This is a genomic window from Bacillus sp. 22475, assembly GCF_052044835.1.
Classification (GTDB): domain Bacteria; phylum Bacillota; class Bacilli; order Bacillales; family Bacillaceae_G; genus Bacillus_A; species Bacillus_A cereus.
On record NZ_JBQENW010000020.1, the window covers coordinates 1 to 18200 of the forward strand.

An 18200-nucleotide genomic window follows, 5' to 3' on the forward strand; every position below is an offset into this window, starting at 1 on the left:
GTAGTTAGCAAGCAAAAACTTCTTGACCAAAACATCTCTTTCCAAAGTTTCTTTTTCACTTGTGGAAAGTCTCTTTTAATAAGTCGAGAACTTGCACTTTTATAAGCATTGATGAATTTTGTCATTTCTGTATTAGGGTGTGCCTTGAACAAAATATGAACGTGGTCTACATCATGATTCCATTCAACTAATGTGATGTTATAGTTTTCAGATAGTCGAACAAACATATCTTTTGCATAGTCTGACATATCATCATCAAACACATTTCTTCTGTATTTCACGACCAATACAAGGTGATAATACAACAAGAATACTGAATGGTTATTACTGTCTAATTTCATTTATATACCAGCCTTTATAATTTATAAGACTGATTATATCAGAGGCAAAATAAAAAGGAAAATCTTTTGGCTACGCCAAACCGAAATTCATCTCCCACCTACCGTTGGGCTACGCCCTTCACACGCTTGAGGAAGGAGAATTCTTTCCGGAAATTCGTTAAACTTAAAATTAAGAGGTTCTTTTTTTGATGTTGATTATTTTTGTTCTAAAATACGTTCAACCTCATCTATTCCTAATTTACTGGCTTTAGCAATCGTTTCATGTGATACACCAAGTTCATGCATACCTTTAATCATCTGTATTTTTCCTTGCTGAACCCCTTCTTGAATTCCTTCTTTTTACCCCCATTACGAGCATGAGCAAACTTTGCAGCCTCATCCATTAAGGCCTTTTCTCTTGCTTCATATGCTTGACGGAAAGAAGAATCTTGACTCATAGGTTCCCACTTATTCATTGCTTTTTGTAAAATCGGATCTTGGTTCATGGCAATGTCCTCTAATGTTTGTGTGAGATACTCATCTTCATTCGCTGATAATAATAATAACCAACGAACAAACGAATTTTCCCACGGATTAACTTTCTCTTCGCGCCATTGCTGTAATAACTTTGGAATCTCTACAATATGAACTTCTATATCGTCACTTAATAACTTTTGATGTTGCTGATTCCAAAGGATTCCTGTTGTATGAAACGCTTCATATTCTGGAAACATCACAAAGTTTAACAAGTTTATGGTAATTGTTTTGTGAAGTGAGCTATAAGGCATTCTTTTTTGCGATTGAGAGGTGTATAACCTTCCCCAATAATACAAGCTGCGTTTGATCATATCGTGATTATTATTCAATTGTATTTCTACATTTACCTTTGTTCCTGTATTTAATGTAGCCGAAATATCTAAAATCGATAATTTATCTTCTTCATATTCTCGAAGCAAATGTCGATCTTCTAATTGTAGGGAAACAATAGGTGATTCTAAAGAATCTTTTAATATGGCATTTAAAAAGGCAACTAAAATATCTTCATTCCCATTTGTGCCAAATAACTGCTTAAATGCAAAATCGATACGTAAATTTACTAATGAATTGGACAAGGTTTTCCTCTTCCTGTTTCAGACTATATCTTTACCTTTATTGTACATAAAACTAAAGTCCATATGCAAACAATCCCCTATGATTTATATAGTGATATAATTTTTCCTCTTAAAGGAAGGGTTCTTTTTTACAATGTGAAACTGTTTTTTAAGAAAATCTTAAGAAGCTCCCCCACTTTTTATTAAGAAATGCTCTTTATACTTGGAAATGTGTTAAAGGTCATTCTTATGTGAACTACTCGCCACTTAGCAAAGCTTGAAGTGGGAGCTTCTCAGTTCCACGACGAAAGTAACCTTTCGTCTCCCTGAGCGTTACTTAGGGGTGTTCCACCCCTAGATGTCCAACGCTTGGACGCTCTTTTGGTACGGTTGATATTTTACACAGGAACCGAATGGCTTGGTTTTCGCACTCTATTTTCTTCCTGCAACCTCATATATCAAGTTATCAAAGAACTTCATATAGCTAGTTTATCAAAAGTTTTTGGCAATGCCAAACCGATATTCACCTCCCACCTACCGTTGGGCTACGCCCTTCACACGCTTGAGGAAGGAGAATTCTTTCGGGGAATTCGTTAAAAAATGAATAAAATCACACTTAATCATTTAAGAAAAAGTAAGGTGGAAATGAAAGATGAAAAAAGCATTGACTGCAGTTTCAGGATTAGTTGTTGTAGGAGGTGGATTATTAACTTATGCAGGAGGAGATATAGTAGATAGATTTAATCCGTTAGTGAAAGAAAAAGATGTGTATGTCCTTACAAAAGGGGAAGCACAAACACATGGAGCGTAGCTAAATGTCACAATGAAAAGGTAAAGGAAAACATAATATTCATAACCAACTAGCACTACAGGTTAATTATATTTGTTATTTTATACCTTTGCATTTTTATATATTTTATTTTTTAATTAAATTCAAACATATATTGTTATTGTATGGAGGTATTATATGAATTTTATCAATTCTACATTAGGAAGTTTAAGTATTATTAGTATAATAATAATTTTATTGGTTCCCATTTTGTTGAATTTAGGTTATTTTGTTTTGTATAAACGAATATATAAAGGGAAATATTCATTTGAAAAAAAACAAATTGTTTTGATTACACTATTGATAGGATATTACCTTATTGTATTAGCTGGAACTTTATTTGGTCGTGAAAATATTATTCGGCCTGAAGGGATAATTAATTTTGATATTTTACGTGGATATAGAGTTGCTTGGAATAATTTTTCACTTGTTTCTTTTCAAGATATTATTATAAATATTGCTTTACTTTTTCCAGTAGGATTTTTGTTACCCTTAATTAGTAATTTCTTTAAAAAAGCAGGGTCAGTATTATTAGTCGTATTTAGTACAAGTATTTTTATTGAAATAATGCAATTTGTAACAGATATTGGACGTATAGATATATCCGATGTATTACATAACACCTTAGGAGGTATGCTTGGATATTGTATAAGTAATTTATTGATTGTTTTTTTAGATAAACAATCAGTACCATTTAAACAAATTGTTAAATATATATCTTTACCAGTGGTAGTTTGTTTATTAACATTTGGAATTATTATTTCTTACGAGATGCAAGAATTTGGTAATTTACGTATTAACCCAGAAACTAAAATGGATATGTCTGATATTACTATGAAAACAACTATATCATTAGATGCAGATTCTAAAAAAATGCCTGTTTATAAATTTAAGAAAAATTCTTCAGAACAAATAAAGATTAAAGATATAGAAGTTATTTCTTCAAAAGAAGCATTCCAAAAATTAAAACGTGGAGAATTTTTACCTCTAGAACCTTTAAAAAAAGGAGATATAATAACTATTACAAAATGTACATTATCATCTTATTCAGATACAAAAGATTTCCAACAGCCTGTATATCAATTTGAAGGAATAATAAATGGTAAACAAGGGGCTTTATACTATATTGCTGCAAAAAAATAAAAGTGTAAATTATTCTAATACAAAAAGAGTATTCCTATCTAAAAAGTAGGGATACTTTTTTGTAGAACTTTTCCATAGATTTTTTATATAAAGTTAAGTTTTAAAAAAAGGAAAGGATCCAAAGAACTTTTATTTTGGATTTTAAAAGGTCTTATTTCGTTTTAAGTCAAAAAATATGGGTAATTATGTTGTGATTATTAGAAGATAATTTAAAGCGTCTGTCAACGGTACCGGACCGAAGGGAGGATACGTAGCTGGTCAGATTCACTATTCTTAAGACCCTCTTGTTGTGTCAAAACGGTTTGTTATTTAAAGTTGAATCTGGTGTAGAAGGTAATAATGCTAGAGCATCTGTAATTTTTGTAAATCCTCACATTATTTATGCAAGAGATAAAGATAATGTAAATGAAGCTTTAAAACTTATGTTTTATACAGCAATGAAAATACCAATATTAAAAGATTTACCTAGTAAGTTATTTTAAAAATTAAGTCGTAGTTGTTTAATTTGACAACTACGACTTTTTATTTATATTTGTTTTTTAAACTTTTAAAAGTATGTCTCTTTTCATTCTCTATATAAGGGCTTTTCTCCATAAAAAGAACGGAGAGTATTTTTTGAGAATCCCACTCAAAAAATCTTCCTCCTTTCTCCTTGCATTCCGAAATTCGGCGGGGGTTGGTATATCGCCAAGCCGAACAGACCAAAAACGAGGACTTAGGTTGCTCAACTTGGATTAGCAATTGTACCTGCCGAACCGCCTTAATCTATCGTTCAAAAATTTCACTTATGCTATATAAAGTTACGTTAAATTCCTAGGGGCTAGCCCCCAAACGCCCAATCATAAAACTCACATACTCTTCAGATATAATCCATATTAACTACAGATTTTTGCTTTATGTTTAATATAATTTCAAACAAGGAGGTAGTGAAAAATGTTTAAAACATTATTAGCAGGAGCACTTTTAGGTACAGGGTTATTAACTGGTGGAGCGGGTGCAGTACCAGATAATAAAGAAGAAACGTCTATTAAAGATAAAGTACAATATGCTATTCCGAATCAAGATAAAGATGGAAATATAACGTATAAAGAAATTGATAAAAGTGAACTTCCAAAAGATGTACAAGTACAAACAAAAAAGGGTGTAGAAACAGATAAAAAAGAAGAACCATCTATCACAGATAAAGTAAAATTTGTTATTGAAGATAAAGATAAAGATGGAAATATAACGTATAAAGAAATTGATGAAAGTGAACTTCCAAAGGATGTACAAGTAATACAATCAACAGAGGATTTAATCAACAAAGGATTTAAAGAACAAAAATAGCAAACTTAATTAAGAAAGCGAAATTTCGAAAGTTAGAATGACTGCGTTTGGAGTATAATTTGGGATTGTCAAGAAATCTGTGTAAGTTTTTGAAACGAACACATAGAATAGCAAATATTAAGGCAAGATCGCTTCTGTCTTTTTTATCTTCTTTTGACTTTCGGTTTGTGTGATAATTAAATCGAAAGGTCGTGGAAGAATGAAGATAGCGGTGATACAAGCAAGTACCCAAACTAGCAAAAATGAACTGATTTTTGAAGAGACAAAAAGGGCTGTGGCGAGTCATGGATATGAAGTGCTCAATTTTGGTGTTACAGTTGAAGAATCCGAGTTAAGCTATATCCAAGTGTCCTTAGCTGTTGGTCTACTTCTAAATTCAGGTGCAGTTGATTTTGTCGTCACTGGATGTAGTAGCGGTGTTGGTATGTCGATTGCCTGTAATACACTTCCGAATGTCATTAGCGGTTATCTGCCAACTCCAACAGATGCGTTCCTATTCGGTAGGATAAATAACGGAAACTGTGCATCACTGCCACTTGGATTGAACTTCGGTTGGGCGGGCGAATTAAATCTTCGCTTCACACTTGAGAAACTATTTGAAGAACCGTTCAATACTGGGTATCCTGAAGAATCCGCCGAGCGGAAGAAACGTGATGCAGAACTTTTTAAAGCAATCAAGAGTTTTTCACATCATGGCATCGTTGAGATTCTAAGTCAGCTAGATGGAGCCGTTATTAATCCTGTTCTTCAAAAGCAAGATTTAGTGGAATTCCTCTTGCGGAATGGCACCAACATAGATGTATCAAATTATCTTATCGAACAAACGAAGCATTTAAATTACGTTAGGTAAATACTATATTTTTCAATACGTTTGGCGAATTGATCGTTAACCATAAGTTGATTCAACACCATTGACCAATTACGGATATGACCGCCATTCCATTTGTTTTGAAGTTGTTTTACACGTAAATACAGAACCTTTAGTAAGGCGTTTTCGTTCGGGAAAGCGCCTTTTTTCGTTACCTTACGGAAACTTGAATTGACACTTTCGACAGCGTTTGTCGTGTACATAACTTTGCGAATGTCAGAGCCGTAGTCAAAGAGCTGTTCGACATGCGGGAAGTTGCGTTTCCACACGTCAATCGCCGCGTGGCTCGCTTTGAGTGATGAAGCACCATAGAATCTCTTCAAATCTTTACAGAATTCCTTGTAATCTTTACTTGGCACGTAGCGAAGTGAATTACGCACCAAATGAACGATACAACTCTGTACGACAACTTGTGGGAGATAGCCCGAGCGCCATCTTCAAGACCCGAAACTCCGTCCATAGAGATGAAGAATACATCTTCAACACCGCGAGTTTTGAGTTCATCAAAAATCTGCATCCAGCGATTCTTCGATTCAGTTTGGTTGAGCCATAAGCCGAGGATTTCTTTATTCCCTTTTAAGTCATAGCCCAGAATGGTGTAAATCGCGTATTCTTTGGCCTCATAGTTTTCGCGCAACGTCACCTACATACAGTCCACGAATATGAACGCATAACACTTCGCTAGTGGTCTTGCCTGCCAGTCTTCGAGTTCAGGCAAGATTTGGTCGGTAATATCGGAAACCATATCGTGTGACACGCTGAAACCGTAAATGCCCTCAATCGTGCTTGAGATATCGCGTTGGCTCATTCCACATACGTACATAGCCAGGACCTTGTCTTCAATGTCTGATACATCACGTTTGCGTTTCGGAATAATTCCGGGTTCAAATGACGCATCACGGTCGCGAGGTACGTGAACATCAACTTCACCGAAGCTTGTCTTTACCTTCTTTTTACCGTATCTATTACGACGATTTTCGTGTTCTTTCCGTTCTTTTGAGTTCGAATCGTAACCAAGATGGTGATTCATTTCGCCTTGAAGCATTGCCTCAAACATTGGTCCGAAGATGTCTTTCAAAGCCTCTTGCATATCTTCAACAGTTTCCGGTTGGTAAGCTTCAAAAATTGATTGAGCTAACTTCAAGGATTTTGTATCTCTTTTCTTTCTAACCATAAGTGTAACCACTCCTTCATAATAATTTTAGAAAAAGAAAAACCGTGAAGCAACCCACTACCTAGGATGGTAGGTTACTTACACGGTTTATATTACACTCTCAAATTAAAAGGACCACACATATTAAACATGTCTAATATGTGTGGTCTTTGTTCAGTTAAATTAATGATTTAGACTAAACATCATTGGTTTAATTGTATTTATCTATTAGTAATATATGCTTTATTCTCTTTTACTTTATTTTTGCACCAGAACCTTATATACAAGCTATGATTAATTTTCTAATACAAATATAACTAATTACCTTTGTTTAATTTCGCTAAAAACAATATATCATTCCATTTTCCATTTCGATATATTGCTTCTTTTTGACATCCCTCATGTTCAAAACCAAGATTTTCATATAATTTTATGGCTCTTTCATTAAACGAGAAAACTCGTAAATATATACGATGTAAATTTAATTCTTGAAAAGCATAGTTTAGTAATATTTCTAGAGCTTCATATCCAAAACCATTTCCCCAATAATCTTTGTCTCCTATATCTATAATGCATTCTGCATTTCTATTATGCGGATCTATATTTATTAGTGATGTGATGCCAATTGGTGTTTGCGAATCTTTCTCTTCAATAATATAACTCTTGGAACTTGAGCTGTTAATTATATTTTGACAAAATTGCTCCGTTTCGTTGAAAGAATATACATCTAAATTTGGATTGGTAAATGCCATAACTTGCACATCGTTCCTCCAATTATGATAAGTGGGAATATCCTCTATCGTAAATTTCCTTAAATTAATACGCTTTGATTGAAACATAGAACAGGCTCCTTTCAATTCTGTTTACAAGATAATAATCGCACCATCTATACTATTAGAAAATTCCTATTAATACAACGAATACATTTTTTGTATTAATAGGAGTAATTATTAATTTTATTTTTCAAGTTAGCCCTTTTCTTACGTGTTTCTTGAACCTTGTCCTGAGAAACATTATAAATAAACTTAGTATCATTTAATAACTTTTTAACTTCTTTTAATTCTCTATTCATTTTTCTAATTTCAGAACGCAGATATTTATCTAAATTCTTCAAGGCGTACCACCAACATTTTAACAAAAATATACGCTAAACAAAAAATACAATAAGCTGCCCATATGGACAGCTTATTTACATAATTTTCGATATAGGAAGTTAAAAGTTTTTATTTAAATACACCTTTTCTTTTGGAAAGCCAATCTTCTAAGGCATCTTCGTGTAGTTTTGTGAATAATTTCGGTATCTGGTCTATTGGGAAGTATTTTAAATCTAAAGTTTCAATACCATCTGCAGTAAGTTGCCCATCAATTGGCTTGCATTGAAAACAATGAACGATAGTCTGAGCTTTATCTCCGTTCGGAAACTCACCCAAATATTTAGAGTAGACACCTATAAGATGTTCAACCTCAACGTTTAATCCTGTCTCCTCAAGTATTTCTCGTTTAGCGGTTTCTTCAAGAGATTCTCCAAGTTCCATAGCACCACCTGGAAGACCCCACTCATTTCTATCTCCCCGTTTTTGTAAAAGAATTTCATTTTGTTCGTTATAAATAATACCTCCGGCAAAATTAAGAAATATTAAATCGTGTCCTACTTTTTCACGAATATAACGGATGTAGTCTTTATTTGTAGTCATAAATTTCCCCCTATTTATATAAAAAATACAAATTAATTATATATAAAGATGGATTGAAATGGTAATAAGAGTTATATTTTTCCTTATTTAACTGATCTGTCATTTAGTTAAATAAGAAACAGTGTATATCGTATACATGTGAGGTTAACATAACGTCTCATTATCGGTAGCAAGGATAAGGAGGTTCCCTTACTCCCACAAGGAAACCTCCTTTTTTTGTTCTATGGATCCATGTATTTGTTTATACATTCCTATCCTTGCGCGATTTTAGGGTTCTTGTTCGTTACTAGATTAGCCGAAAAACTGTATAAAATCTTGCATGCTCTTAGCGTGGGGTTTTTCCGAAATGCTGGCGGTACTCCATTGCTATCAAGCTAAGATTATGTAAAATCAATTTCAAGTGAGAAGGTTTTGAAAAAGCAGATTATGTATTAAATACACCAAAAGATATTTTGAATTTACTTTAACCAGGATCGAGTCTAATAAAGAAACTAAGTTACTCACTAAAAAGTCGATTTCTTAACGTACAGGAAATCGACCTTTTATTTATAGGATTAGCGAAAGAAATTTGGTCATTGTTGGTGCTATCTTCCAGTGAAGGTTTTATTGATATTCTAGTTTTTTTAGCATAAAACACCTTAATTCTAGTTACCTTTATGCTTCTTATTAAAATTTCTGACAAAGTTTATGGGTTAATAATTAACCTACGGCTAATTTATAGGTAAAATGATAATCAAAGTGTTAGCTTGATGGGAATAAGATAAAAGAACTCTTTTTAAATGTAGTTGTAAATTTAATTAAAAAATATGAGGTTTAATCCATAATAATTATAAATTAAGTAATAAGAAAACAAAGAGTGATTCCTCTTTTTACACTGTTTTATTAAACTGGATAAACTTCAATTTTTGTTGGATTTGAAAACCGACGCTCTAATTCTCTTTTAATTTTATTAACAGCAAAAACTTCTGAGGAGGCATGAACTTTAGCTACCTTTTTTATAGCAGTATTACCCGTCACTAAAATATAACTTACCGAATACGATGAAATCATATATTCACCCTTTCAATGTAACATGTTGTTATAATATATGATCCTTATCTTAACTCTATGAAAGAAATATAAATTAATATATTTTTAAACTACACTTGTTTTTAATGTATTTATGACTTTAAAATTCACAGAATTAATATAAAGTTTCCTTTTTAATTTATAACATATACTTAATTAAATATTAATGAAAAAAAGGCCTCTTTTCTCGTTGAAAAGAGGCCTTTTACCGTATCATATTAAGTTGTTTGGGTACTAGTAATAGTAAGTAATGTACTGGGATACAATTTATTTACTATGCAATTAAGTATAACATGTATATATCATAAAAGGTTGTGTCAAATTTACGAATAAATATAGTATCAAAAATACTTATAGCTAACCAAGTACTGAAGTTAAACTATTTTCATGCTTCTACAGTTGACTAAAATTTAAATGAAACTTTAAATTGAGACTAATTATCCAATGTTCTTATCTCTTCGGGAGTATCTTTGTATTTTTTATTTTCTTTCAACAATCTATAAAATTCACTTTTTAATATATTTTTTTCGCGTTCTAGTTTCTTTTGATGGTTAGTTAATTCATTTATACGCTTCGCACTTTCTTGTATTTTTAAATACATGCTCATAATCAACCTCCCAATAAATTATGCTTAAATATATGAGGTTTTTGTACAAAAAATACGGTGGAATTTTTCTACAAAGAGAGCTTTTCTTTGGTAGTCATTATAGCCTTGCTATTTGGAGTTTATGTGGAGACATAAAAATTTCATAGGAAAATTATCTTTACTTCATATCAGCTTTAGGTGCATGCGATAGTTTATATGCATAATAACACTAAAAAGAAAGAGGTAATCAAGATGTCACTTGAAACAAACATTTATTCTTTCTTTATTAGATGTACAACTGTGAATTGCTCATCATTCGGATTATAGTCGCATACAAGTAAAAAAACAAAAATTAAATTCAGCACCGTACTCAAATAAGTACGCAAGTGTAAATAAAGAAAATTAGACATTTATACTTGTATATAAATTAACCGGTTCCTTATATGTTAAGGAACCGGTTGTTGACTTATTAAAAAAGTTATATTTTATTAATTACTTCCTGGGTCTTTAAATTCCACTTCGCCTTCATTATATTCTTTAGTAGTACCGAATCCTGAATTCCCACCTTCAATAAATGAGGGGTGTCTTTGCTTCGAGCCAATCTCATCTTGAAAAATATTAACTTGATCTTGGTTAGACTCACTTATATCTTCTTGAATAAAAACATGTGTTACATACCCTATTGAAATACCAATTATAACCAGGATACCGCAAAAAACTACCTTAATCCATGTTTCCTTCATTCTCTTCATTCCTCTTTTAGGTGTAAAAAAGTATAAATTGAACTTACAGTTACTTTGAAGTTATGTCATTCTTTGTTTTCTCTAAAGTAAACACATTCATTTTTCAAGAAACATCTTGTACAACTAAATTCTGTTTTTGTAGATAAACAGCTTTATCTGACTGTTTGGCTACGTCTTGTGAATGAGTTACAACAATAATACATTTATTTTCTTTATGTGCTAACTCTTTAAACAACTCAATAATTTCCATGGACGTTTCTTGATCTAAGTTTCCAGTCGGTTCATCTGCAATTAGCAAATCTACATTACAAGATAATGCACGAGCGATTGCGACACGTTGTTGTTGACCACCGCTAAGCTGTAACACATTCCTTTTTGCTTCTATTTCTGTCAATCCTACTTTTTTTAGTAGATCCAATGCTCTTATCTTTTTATCTTTTACATCGACTCCTGTTATTTCCATTGCTGTTATAACATTTTGAAGTGCAGTCATATAAGTAATGAGATTATAAGATTGAAAGATAATTGATACATACTGATTTCGATAGGAGCCGAGACCAATTTTACGTATATCTGTTCCTTTAAATAAGACATATCCACTTTTTGGAACGTCTAATCCACTGGCTAAACTAAGAGTTGTTGTTTTTCCTGAACCGGATGGCCCTAAGATAGTATAAAAACTTCCAGTTTGAAAAGAAAAATTTACATTTTGTAAGATTGTAGTTCTCTTATTATTACTTTCATAATGATAATTGATATTTTTAAACTGTAAAATTGTCTCCATATAAATTCTCCTTATTCATCTTTTAATAAAATCTGTTTTGGATTTAAACGCAGAATTGATAATGCCGGAAGAATCGTTGCTAGCATAGCGATTCCTAATCCAATCCCCCCTACTTTTCCTAAATCTTCAGTTGAAATACTTACATCGATATTATCAACCGGATCTACGTCTGGAGCAGGGTTACCACTAAGTAGTGCTATAGGATCTTCCGGTTTATCTTCATTCTTTGCTATTTCACTAGCTAACAGATTATCACCAACTTTTTGAGAAACTTTCTCTCCTGTTGCTAAAGATAAACCAAAAGCTAATACAGCAATACATAATACCTCAACTAGTAATTGACCCATTAACTTCCACTTTTTCTCGCCTATAGATAACAAAATTCCCATTTCTTTTCTACGTTCCTTAATAGAGAGCATAATTATTAATCCTAAAATCGTTGCACCTGCAATAGACACCATAATTACAATCGTTTTCGAAAAAGATGCAATATTTTCGATTGGACCAATCATCTGTTTATAAACGTTATCTTGTGCATCTAATTCATAGTACGCTGGTAACCCCAATTTTTTTGCTTCTTCTTTAAATGCATCAATATCCTTAGGGTCCTTTAATGAATAGATTGCATTTTCCATTGAATTCATAACAGAATATGGTACATATATTTGATTAGCAGGCTCTAATAAAGCAAAAGATTGTCCCCCAAAAGATGAGGCCTCTTCTTTAGACTCATAAATCCCTATAATCTCCAGCTCTTTCGTGGTAAGTTCCTCATCCATTACTTCACCTATTTGCAGTTTATCACCCACTTTTAAATTGTTTTTTTCAGCTAGCCTTTTTTCAATCATTGCAACGTTTTTCCCTACTGTTTTTGGCGTAATTCCCTTTCCTTCAACTAGCTTTAATTTTTTGTCTTGAGCAGCTTCTAAGAAAGAAAAGTCTCTAACACCCTGTAAAGTAAAATTTAAATTATTATTTGGGCCAAATGATTGAGCTCCTCCAAGTGATTCGACATAATCGAGCTCTTTCAGCTCAGCATTAGCACTTTTTAGATAATTATAGTGATCTAAATACTTAGAGTTCTTTAATTTATCAACTTCCTTCTCTTCGATAGCAGGTACCGTTCTTGTTCCACCAGTATTTTGATCACTGTTTATATATTTGTTTATATCTATTTTTAAGTTAACATTCGCTCCTAATTGTTGTCTGGCCAAATCGGTGGCCTTACTTGATGCACTTTGAATTGTAAATCCAGCAAATACCAAATTAATTACAACTAGAAAAATAGCAAGTAATATAAGTGACTTTCCCTTTCTTGATTTTAAACTTAAAAATGATCGTTTGATAAAATTCATGTTTTCTAACCTCCTTGATGCCATAGTAAAGTATCAATCTGGAGTTTATATGTAGATTGTCTAGAAATATGTGGAGTTTATATGAGTTTCTGGTGCAAGAACTTCAAGATAATTGCAAATAACCTTTTAAATTTGGACATATAAAATGTGATTTAGACCCTAACCTTGCCACCTTAGCAAATTTATGCTTACAACGATAAAATTTTAAATCCATCATAAAATCGCTTAAAATTATAAAGGCATTAAAAATAAGGTTTTACCAAACCCACTTAACAACACTTAATTATAGGAGCGTTATCGCACATTATAACTTAAACTAACTTGCACAATAACTTACTTTAACTTAATATATTCTTATGGAGGTTACTTATGAATCAAGAAGAACGATTGATACGAGTCTTTAATTATTTAGAAACAAATAAAACTATGAATATAAAAAAAATGTGTGAAATGTTTCATATCTCAAGAGATACTGCAAGAAGAGATATAGTAAAACTTTCAAAAAACAAAGCAATAGTTAGAACTTATGGCGGAGTGGCTTTAGCTACTTTTCATAAGAAAATTGATACTTATCAAGTGCGGTCACAGACTGAATTAGAAACGAAAAAATTGATTGGAATGAAAGCTGCAAATATAATTGCAAACAATGACATGATTTATTTAGACGTTTCAACAACTGTCAACTTTGTAGCGCAACATTTACAATCTAAGAACGTAACTATAGTGACGAACTCTATTGATACTGCTTATATGTTAGCTCAATCTGAAGATACGACTATTCACCTTTTGGGAGGAACTTTAAATAAGGTTTCTCGACATACTACGGGGACTTCGACCACTGAAAAACTCAAAGATTATCACTTTGACAAGGTATTCATTGGAACCGCAGGTATTACAGAAGACGGGATATACTATGGTTTTGAAGAAGATATTTATTTCAAACGTGAATTAATAAAACATGCTGATCAAGTTATTTTAGTGGCAGATCACACTAAATGGAATCAGCGACGCAATTATAAGGGTTTAACGCTTGAATCTATAGACACATTCATTACAAATCAAGTTATGTCTAATGATTTATATAATGCTTTAAAAGAAAACGGTGTTGAAGTAGTAATTGTAAGTGAAGATTAAAAAATCGGGAGGCTTTATTTTGATTACATCTCTTGTTTTTGACGTAGACGGCACAATTTTAGATACAGAAAAAGCAATATTAAAATCCTTACAAAAAGTTTTAAAAGAAGAACTAAAGGAAAATTATGCGTTTCAGGATTTAAGATTCGCATTAGGAATTCCTGGAAAAGAAACCTTAAAAAAATTAAATGTACAAAATATAGACGTTGTTCATCCGAAATGGTGCGAATCTGTACTAGATTTTTCCCATGAAGTTTCGGTGTTTGAAGAATTAGAGGACGTTATTAAAGAGTTATCCCTTAGTAAATTAAAGCTTGGGATTGTTACATCAAAAACTAAGAAAGAATTAATAGACGAATTCGAGCCATTTGGTCTAAGCGATCATTTTGAACATATAATTTGTGCGTGTGATACGGATAAACATAAACCACACCCTGAACCATTATTAGCCTGTTTGAAACAATTAGATGTTCCTAATGATGAGTCAGTATACATAGGAGACTCAATATACGATATGAAATGTGCGAAAAGTGCTGGTGTTAAATTCGCACTCGCTTTATGGGGTTCAAAGACAAAAAAAGGTTTTGAAAAAGCTGATTATATATTAAATACCCCAAAAGATATTTTGGATTTAATTTAATCAAGTTTCTTTCTATTAAAGACATTAAGTTACTCACTAAAAAGTCGATTTCTTAACGTACAGGAAATCGACTTTTTAGTTATAGGATTAGCGAAAGAAATTCGATTATTGTTGGTGCTATCTTTCAGTGAAGGCTTTATTGATATTCTAGTTTTTTTAGCATAAAAACACCTTAACTCTAGTTACCTTTATGGTTCTTATTGTAATTTCGGCAAGTTTATGAGTTAATAATTAACTTACGGCTAATTTATAAGGGTCACCATACATACCCATCAACTTAAGTAAACAAATCCACCCCAAAACGATAAAATGAGCTTTTTAGTTACAAGTTAACAAAAAATTTCGTTTTGGAGTTATTAAAAAATTTCAGCTTGATAGCAATGGGGTACCGCCACACATCCATAAATATCAAAGTCTGTTCTTGATATGGACTTCTTGCCTTTAGGCTGATGAGACATCCTTACATAAGGTTGGATGACCGATAGTGGTACCACAAATACTGACTTATCCTTGCTAAACTTCATAAGGAAGAAACAAATCGCTCCGATCTTCTCTGCTTCCTCCAGATAATCCAACTGGTGTTGCGCAATGTTCTTTAAATCAAAGCGATTAGTATTTTTTGTAGACTTCGCTTAAAATGTTACAGCTCGTCCCTTATACACACCGTCATAGTCTACTGTACTTTTAGCTTCATAGAATCCATTTAGTACACGTCCACCTTTACTTTTTAATACCTTCACAGGAGTTGAGCTCTTGTTTATAAGCGCTACTTCCCCTCTTTGATATCTTTTTAATAAGCTTTTCAAACTCCATTCCGCGGTTTCCTTGTCCCATTTTTATTCCTTACTTTCTGTTAGTTGCGATAGGTAAGACTTTGAAGTTATCTCCATCTTTTCCCCCGCTTAGCACTGTACGTGCGACTTTCATCGCATACAGCGCCCCATCTTATCCTTTTATACTAAAGTAACTAGATTACAAGCTTTACGGAGTTTGTTTATTTTCTTCAATTGTTTATCGTTCAATTGAAGAATTCTCATATATGTTCTAATCGTCTCGTCATTTGTAGCGTGAATCAATCTGTGGACAAATTCATGTACAATAATCAGGTTATTAAACTCGTCAGTTCCTCCCATACCTTTCGGTATTTTATGGTGACAGTGCACATCTTCAGCTATTAAGAAGATTCCGATGACAGCGCATTTACCATTTTGCATGGAATACCTGGATATTCTGTTATCTGTATACTCCATGCTTTGTCCTTTATTGGAGGATAGCAACATCTTTTGCATTTCATTGGCAATGTTACCTTTTAGGCTTTTGATGAGTTTTTGTCTTCCTTGCTTAGTGTAATTGCATATGTCTTGACTAAAACTTTGAGGGAATCGTGTTTGTATGTCCGCTAGTGGATATACATGATTGCCCGCTATTTCAAAGGTTCTATAATTGTTCCTATGAGTTCTTTTGTATAATGCATTCACATTGGTAGGAATCTTATATTTCCCTATTGATTTTAGACGATTAAACAAAGTTTTCGAGAGACGAAAGGCTATTTCAGCAAAGTCTATAGTTACATGTGTTGCAATTTTGTAATAATTTTTTATACCAAGTACATAAGAGTTATAGTCCTGTACTGTTTTCCCTGATGGGCTTTTTTGAATTGCTTTAATCCTTGTCTTTGCTTTTTCAAGGATATCCTTTTTCTTTTTCTCGCTTACATGTGTGTTTGCCACATATCTTTCGCGCTTTTTAACAGATTTGATAGAGAACCCCAGAAAATCGGAAGATTTTCTTTTTAGGTTAGTTATAGTCGATTTTTCATTAGATATATTAAGGTTTAATTGATTTTTAAGATAACCTTCTACTGCATGGAATATTTTGATTGCAGATTGATGATTGTTAGTAAATATTTTAAAATCATCTGCGTATCTAACGATATGCATTTTCTTCAATTTTGTTTTTATCAGCAATGGATTTTTGGTTGCTGTTGTGTATGGTCTTCTTGTTTTAATATTCTCCCATTGCCTAGATATCCACCAATCCAAATCGTTTAATACAACATTACTAAGTAATGGGCTTAGGATTCCTCCTTGCGGAGTTCCTTTTGTAGGAATACCTTTTCCTTTGATTGGTGCTTTTAACATTTTAGAGATAATTGTCAGCACCCTTTTATCAGTTATGCCTATGTTGTATAGTTGTTTTAATAACTTGGAATGGTTCACGTTGTCAAAGAAACCTTGTATATCAATGTCTACTACGTGACTAAATCTTCCTCTGTTTATCAGATATTGACACCTAGCCATTGCGTGGTGTGTTGACCTGTTAGGTCTGAATCCATATGAATGCTTGTGGAATTTTGCCTCGCATATTGGTTCTAGAACCTGTTTGAACATTTGTTGAATCAATCTATCTCTCATTGTAGGGATTCCTAATGGGCGTTTCTTCCCATTAGGTTTAGGTATTTCTATCCTACGTACCGTATTTGGTTTGTAATTTGTGAGAGTTTTTCTAATATCGTCAACGAAGGAATTTACATCTTCCATTTTATAATGGTCGATTGTGATACCATCTGTTCCTTCAGTTTTAGAACCACTGTTAGCCTTTATACTTCTATATGCCAATAGAATATTTTCTTTTGATATGATGTATTTATATAGATTTACACCTTTAGTAGCGTTATTTTCACTACGTTGGTATAAATCATCAAACACTTTTTGCATATCGTAATATTCTGCATTTCGTAATGTTGTACTCACCGATGTATTATTTCCCCTTTCTTACGAAAAGTCCCATCATCTTACTCGATCCTGTGAGTTACATCTAGTTAATTTAGTTTTCAAAGAACAAGACTAGGGACTATCCCTCCACATTCGCTACATGCTTCGTCGGTACTTTGTCCCCACCTTCACAAGAATGAAGCAATTTCGGTTCGTTAGAACCTTATATGCATCTGTCCGCTAGTAGGCGTTGGTGACAGTTTCTTGCTTACCACGTTCCGATTGACTTAGCTATACATATATCCTTAGGTGCTTGCTTTAAGCCTGTTATCTTTACACCCTCATCGTTAGATGTTCCGAATTTCGTATCCTTTACTCTTACTTTTCGGTAGATAACGTCATCATTGACGACATACAAATTTCTATTGTATTAATAATTTAGACCCGTACATTCGCAAGTTCGCCAGTCCGTTATTTTAGACATTCTCACCATAGATATTTTGTAGCATCCCGACCTATCCATTACCATATGATTTCTCACTTAGGTTTTGTTCAGCCGACTTCACCTAGCTTCATACAATTTGTGACTACTATCACGCCTTGCATGTAGGAGTATTAGATAAGTAGTTTCAGCTCAACATGACGGCTTTCATTCCTACTTTCAGTCAAACAGTTGTTGTTATCAAATTGATAACCCTCCTACTTCGTGTTTGCACACTTATGAGGAAACGTGTCGCACAAAGGATTATTTT

At 32.8% G+C, this 18200-nt stretch carries 18 protein-coding genes and 3 pseudogenes; 7 read left to right on the forward strand and 14 right to left on the reverse strand.

All coding sequences use genetic code 11. From position 1 onward, the window contains the following. The coding region (tnpA, locus tag ACTJJY_RS23425; RefSeq protein ID WP_440606682.1) for an IS200/IS605-like element ISBth16 family transposase at positions 1 to 341 on the reverse strand (341 nt) is incomplete at its 3' end. Positions 342 to 536: 195 nt separating this feature from the next. Then, a pseudogene (locus ACTJJY_RS23430) lies at positions 537 to 1432 on the reverse strand (Rpn family recombination-promoting nuclease/putative transposase). Between the two features lie 631 nt (positions 1433 to 2063). On the opposite strand from ACTJJY_RS23430, the gene ACTJJY_RS23435 reads away from it, so the two are divergent. The 5 genes from ACTJJY_RS23435 (at position 2064) to ACTJJY_RS23455 (ending at position 5559) form a co-directional block, all read left to right on the forward strand. Then, the gene (locus ACTJJY_RS23435) at positions 2064 to 2222 is read left to right on the forward strand and encodes a hypothetical protein (RefSeq protein ID WP_196776163.1); all 159 of its coding nucleotides are present in this window, start codon (positions 2064 to 2066) and stop codon (positions 2220 to 2222) included. 156 nt (positions 2223 to 2378) lie between these two features. Continuing rightward, on the forward strand, positions 2379 to 3383 hold the full coding sequence (locus ACTJJY_RS23440; RefSeq protein WP_095691601.1) for a VanZ family protein: 1005 nt from the start codon (positions 2379 to 2381) through the stop codon (positions 3381 to 3383). A gap of 287 nt (positions 3384 to 3670) precedes the next feature. Next, positions 3671 to 3865, forward strand: a complete 195-nt coding sequence (locus tag ACTJJY_RS23445; protein WP_440606683.1) for a hypothetical protein — start codon at positions 3671 to 3673, stop codon at positions 3863 to 3865. Positions 3866 to 4316: 451 nt separating this feature from the next. Further along, a complete protein-coding gene (locus ACTJJY_RS23450; protein ID WP_095691602.1) occupies positions 4317 to 4709 on the forward strand; it encodes a hypothetical protein in 393 nt (130 codons plus the stop codon). 199 nt (positions 4710 to 4908) lie between these two features. Continuing rightward, entirely contained in the window at positions 4909 to 5559 is a 651-nt protein-coding gene (locus tag ACTJJY_RS23455; protein ID WP_440606684.1) for an RpiB/LacA/LacB family sugar-phosphate isomerase, read from the forward strand. Here the strand turns inward: ACTJJY_RS23455 and ACTJJY_RS23460 are convergent. The 9 genes and pseudogenes from ACTJJY_RS23460 to ACTJJY_RS23500 all read right to left on the reverse strand — a co-directional run bounded on the left by ACTJJY_RS23460 (position 5547) and on the right by ACTJJY_RS23500 (position 12960). Continuing rightward, positions 5547 to 6751, reverse strand: a pseudogene (locus ACTJJY_RS23460) (IS256 family transposase). The gene ACTJJY_RS23455 and the pseudogene ACTJJY_RS23460 sit on opposite strands and share 13 nt — an antisense overlap. Positions 6752 to 7047: 296 nt before the next feature. Then, positions 7048 to 7569, reverse strand: coding sequence for a GNAT family N-acetyltransferase (locus ACTJJY_RS23465; RefSeq protein WP_375812705.1), 522 nt, complete (start codon positions 7567 to 7569; stop codon positions 7048 to 7050). Positions 7570 to 7664: 95 nt separating this feature from the next. Further along, positions 7665 to 7844, reverse strand: a complete 180-nt coding sequence (locus ACTJJY_RS23470; protein ID WP_440606685.1) for a hypothetical protein — start codon at positions 7842 to 7844, stop codon at positions 7665 to 7667. A gap of 109 nt (positions 7845 to 7953) precedes the next feature. Further along, the gene (locus ACTJJY_RS23475; RefSeq protein ID WP_262314400.1) at positions 7954 to 8424 is read right to left on the reverse strand and encodes an NUDIX hydrolase; all 471 of its coding nucleotides are present in this window, start codon (positions 8422 to 8424) and stop codon (positions 7954 to 7956) included. Between the two features lie 882 nt (positions 8425 to 9306). Further along, positions 9307 to 9474, reverse strand: coding sequence for a hypothetical protein (locus ACTJJY_RS23480; protein ID WP_198049036.1), 168 nt, complete (start codon positions 9472 to 9474; stop codon positions 9307 to 9309). A gap of 451 nt (positions 9475 to 9925) precedes the next feature. Further along, complete coding sequence (locus tag ACTJJY_RS23485) at positions 9926 to 10099, reverse strand: hypothetical protein (protein ID WP_153601866.1); 174 nt, start codon at positions 10097 to 10099, stop codon at positions 9926 to 9928. 467 nt (positions 10100 to 10566) lie between these two features. Continuing rightward, positions 10567 to 10821: a hypothetical protein gene (locus ACTJJY_RS23490; RefSeq protein WP_440606686.1), complete on the reverse strand. Its 255-nt coding sequence runs from the start codon at positions 10819 to 10821 to the stop codon at positions 10567 to 10569. Positions 10822 to 10924: 103 nt separating this feature from the next. Further along, positions 10925 to 11605 carry an ABC transporter ATP-binding protein gene (locus tag ACTJJY_RS23495; protein WP_440606687.1) on the reverse strand — a complete coding sequence of 227 codons (681 nt, stop codon included), beginning with the start codon at positions 11603 to 11605 and terminating at the stop codon, positions 10925 to 10927. Between the two features lie 11 nt (positions 11606 to 11616). Beyond that, a complete protein-coding gene (locus tag ACTJJY_RS23500) occupies positions 11617 to 12960 on the reverse strand; it encodes an ABC transporter permease (RefSeq protein WP_440606688.1) in 1344 nt (447 codons plus the stop codon). 369 nt (positions 12961 to 13329) lie between these two features. Between ACTJJY_RS23500 and ACTJJY_RS23505 the strand changes: the two genes are divergently transcribed. Further along, entirely contained in the window at positions 13330 to 14094 is a 765-nt protein-coding gene (locus ACTJJY_RS23505) for a DeoR/GlpR family DNA-binding transcription regulator (protein WP_214632361.1), read from the forward strand. 19 nt (positions 14095 to 14113) lie between these two features. Continuing rightward, a complete protein-coding gene (locus ACTJJY_RS23510) occupies positions 14114 to 14734 on the forward strand; it encodes an HAD family hydrolase (RefSeq protein ID WP_440606717.1) in 621 nt (206 codons plus the stop codon). 356 nt (positions 14735 to 15090) lie between these two features. Here ACTJJY_RS23510 and ACTJJY_RS23515 read toward each other — a convergent pair. From ACTJJY_RS23515 to ACTJJY_RS23525, 3 genes and pseudogenes are all read right to left on the reverse strand, one after another. Continuing rightward, positions 15091 to 15568: pseudogene (locus tag ACTJJY_RS23515) on the reverse strand (Holliday junction resolvase RecU). A gap of 119 nt (positions 15569 to 15687) precedes the next feature. After that, entirely contained in the window at positions 15688 to 17487 is a 1800-nt protein-coding gene (gene ltrA, locus ACTJJY_RS23520; RefSeq protein ID WP_440605206.1) for a group II intron reverse transcriptase/maturase, read from the reverse strand. A gap of 229 nt (positions 17488 to 17716) precedes the next feature. Further along, positions 17717 to 17866, reverse strand: coding sequence for a hypothetical protein (locus tag ACTJJY_RS23525; RefSeq protein WP_165773209.1), 150 nt, complete (start codon positions 17864 to 17866; stop codon positions 17717 to 17719). Positions 17867 to 18200: the final 334 nt, after the last annotated feature.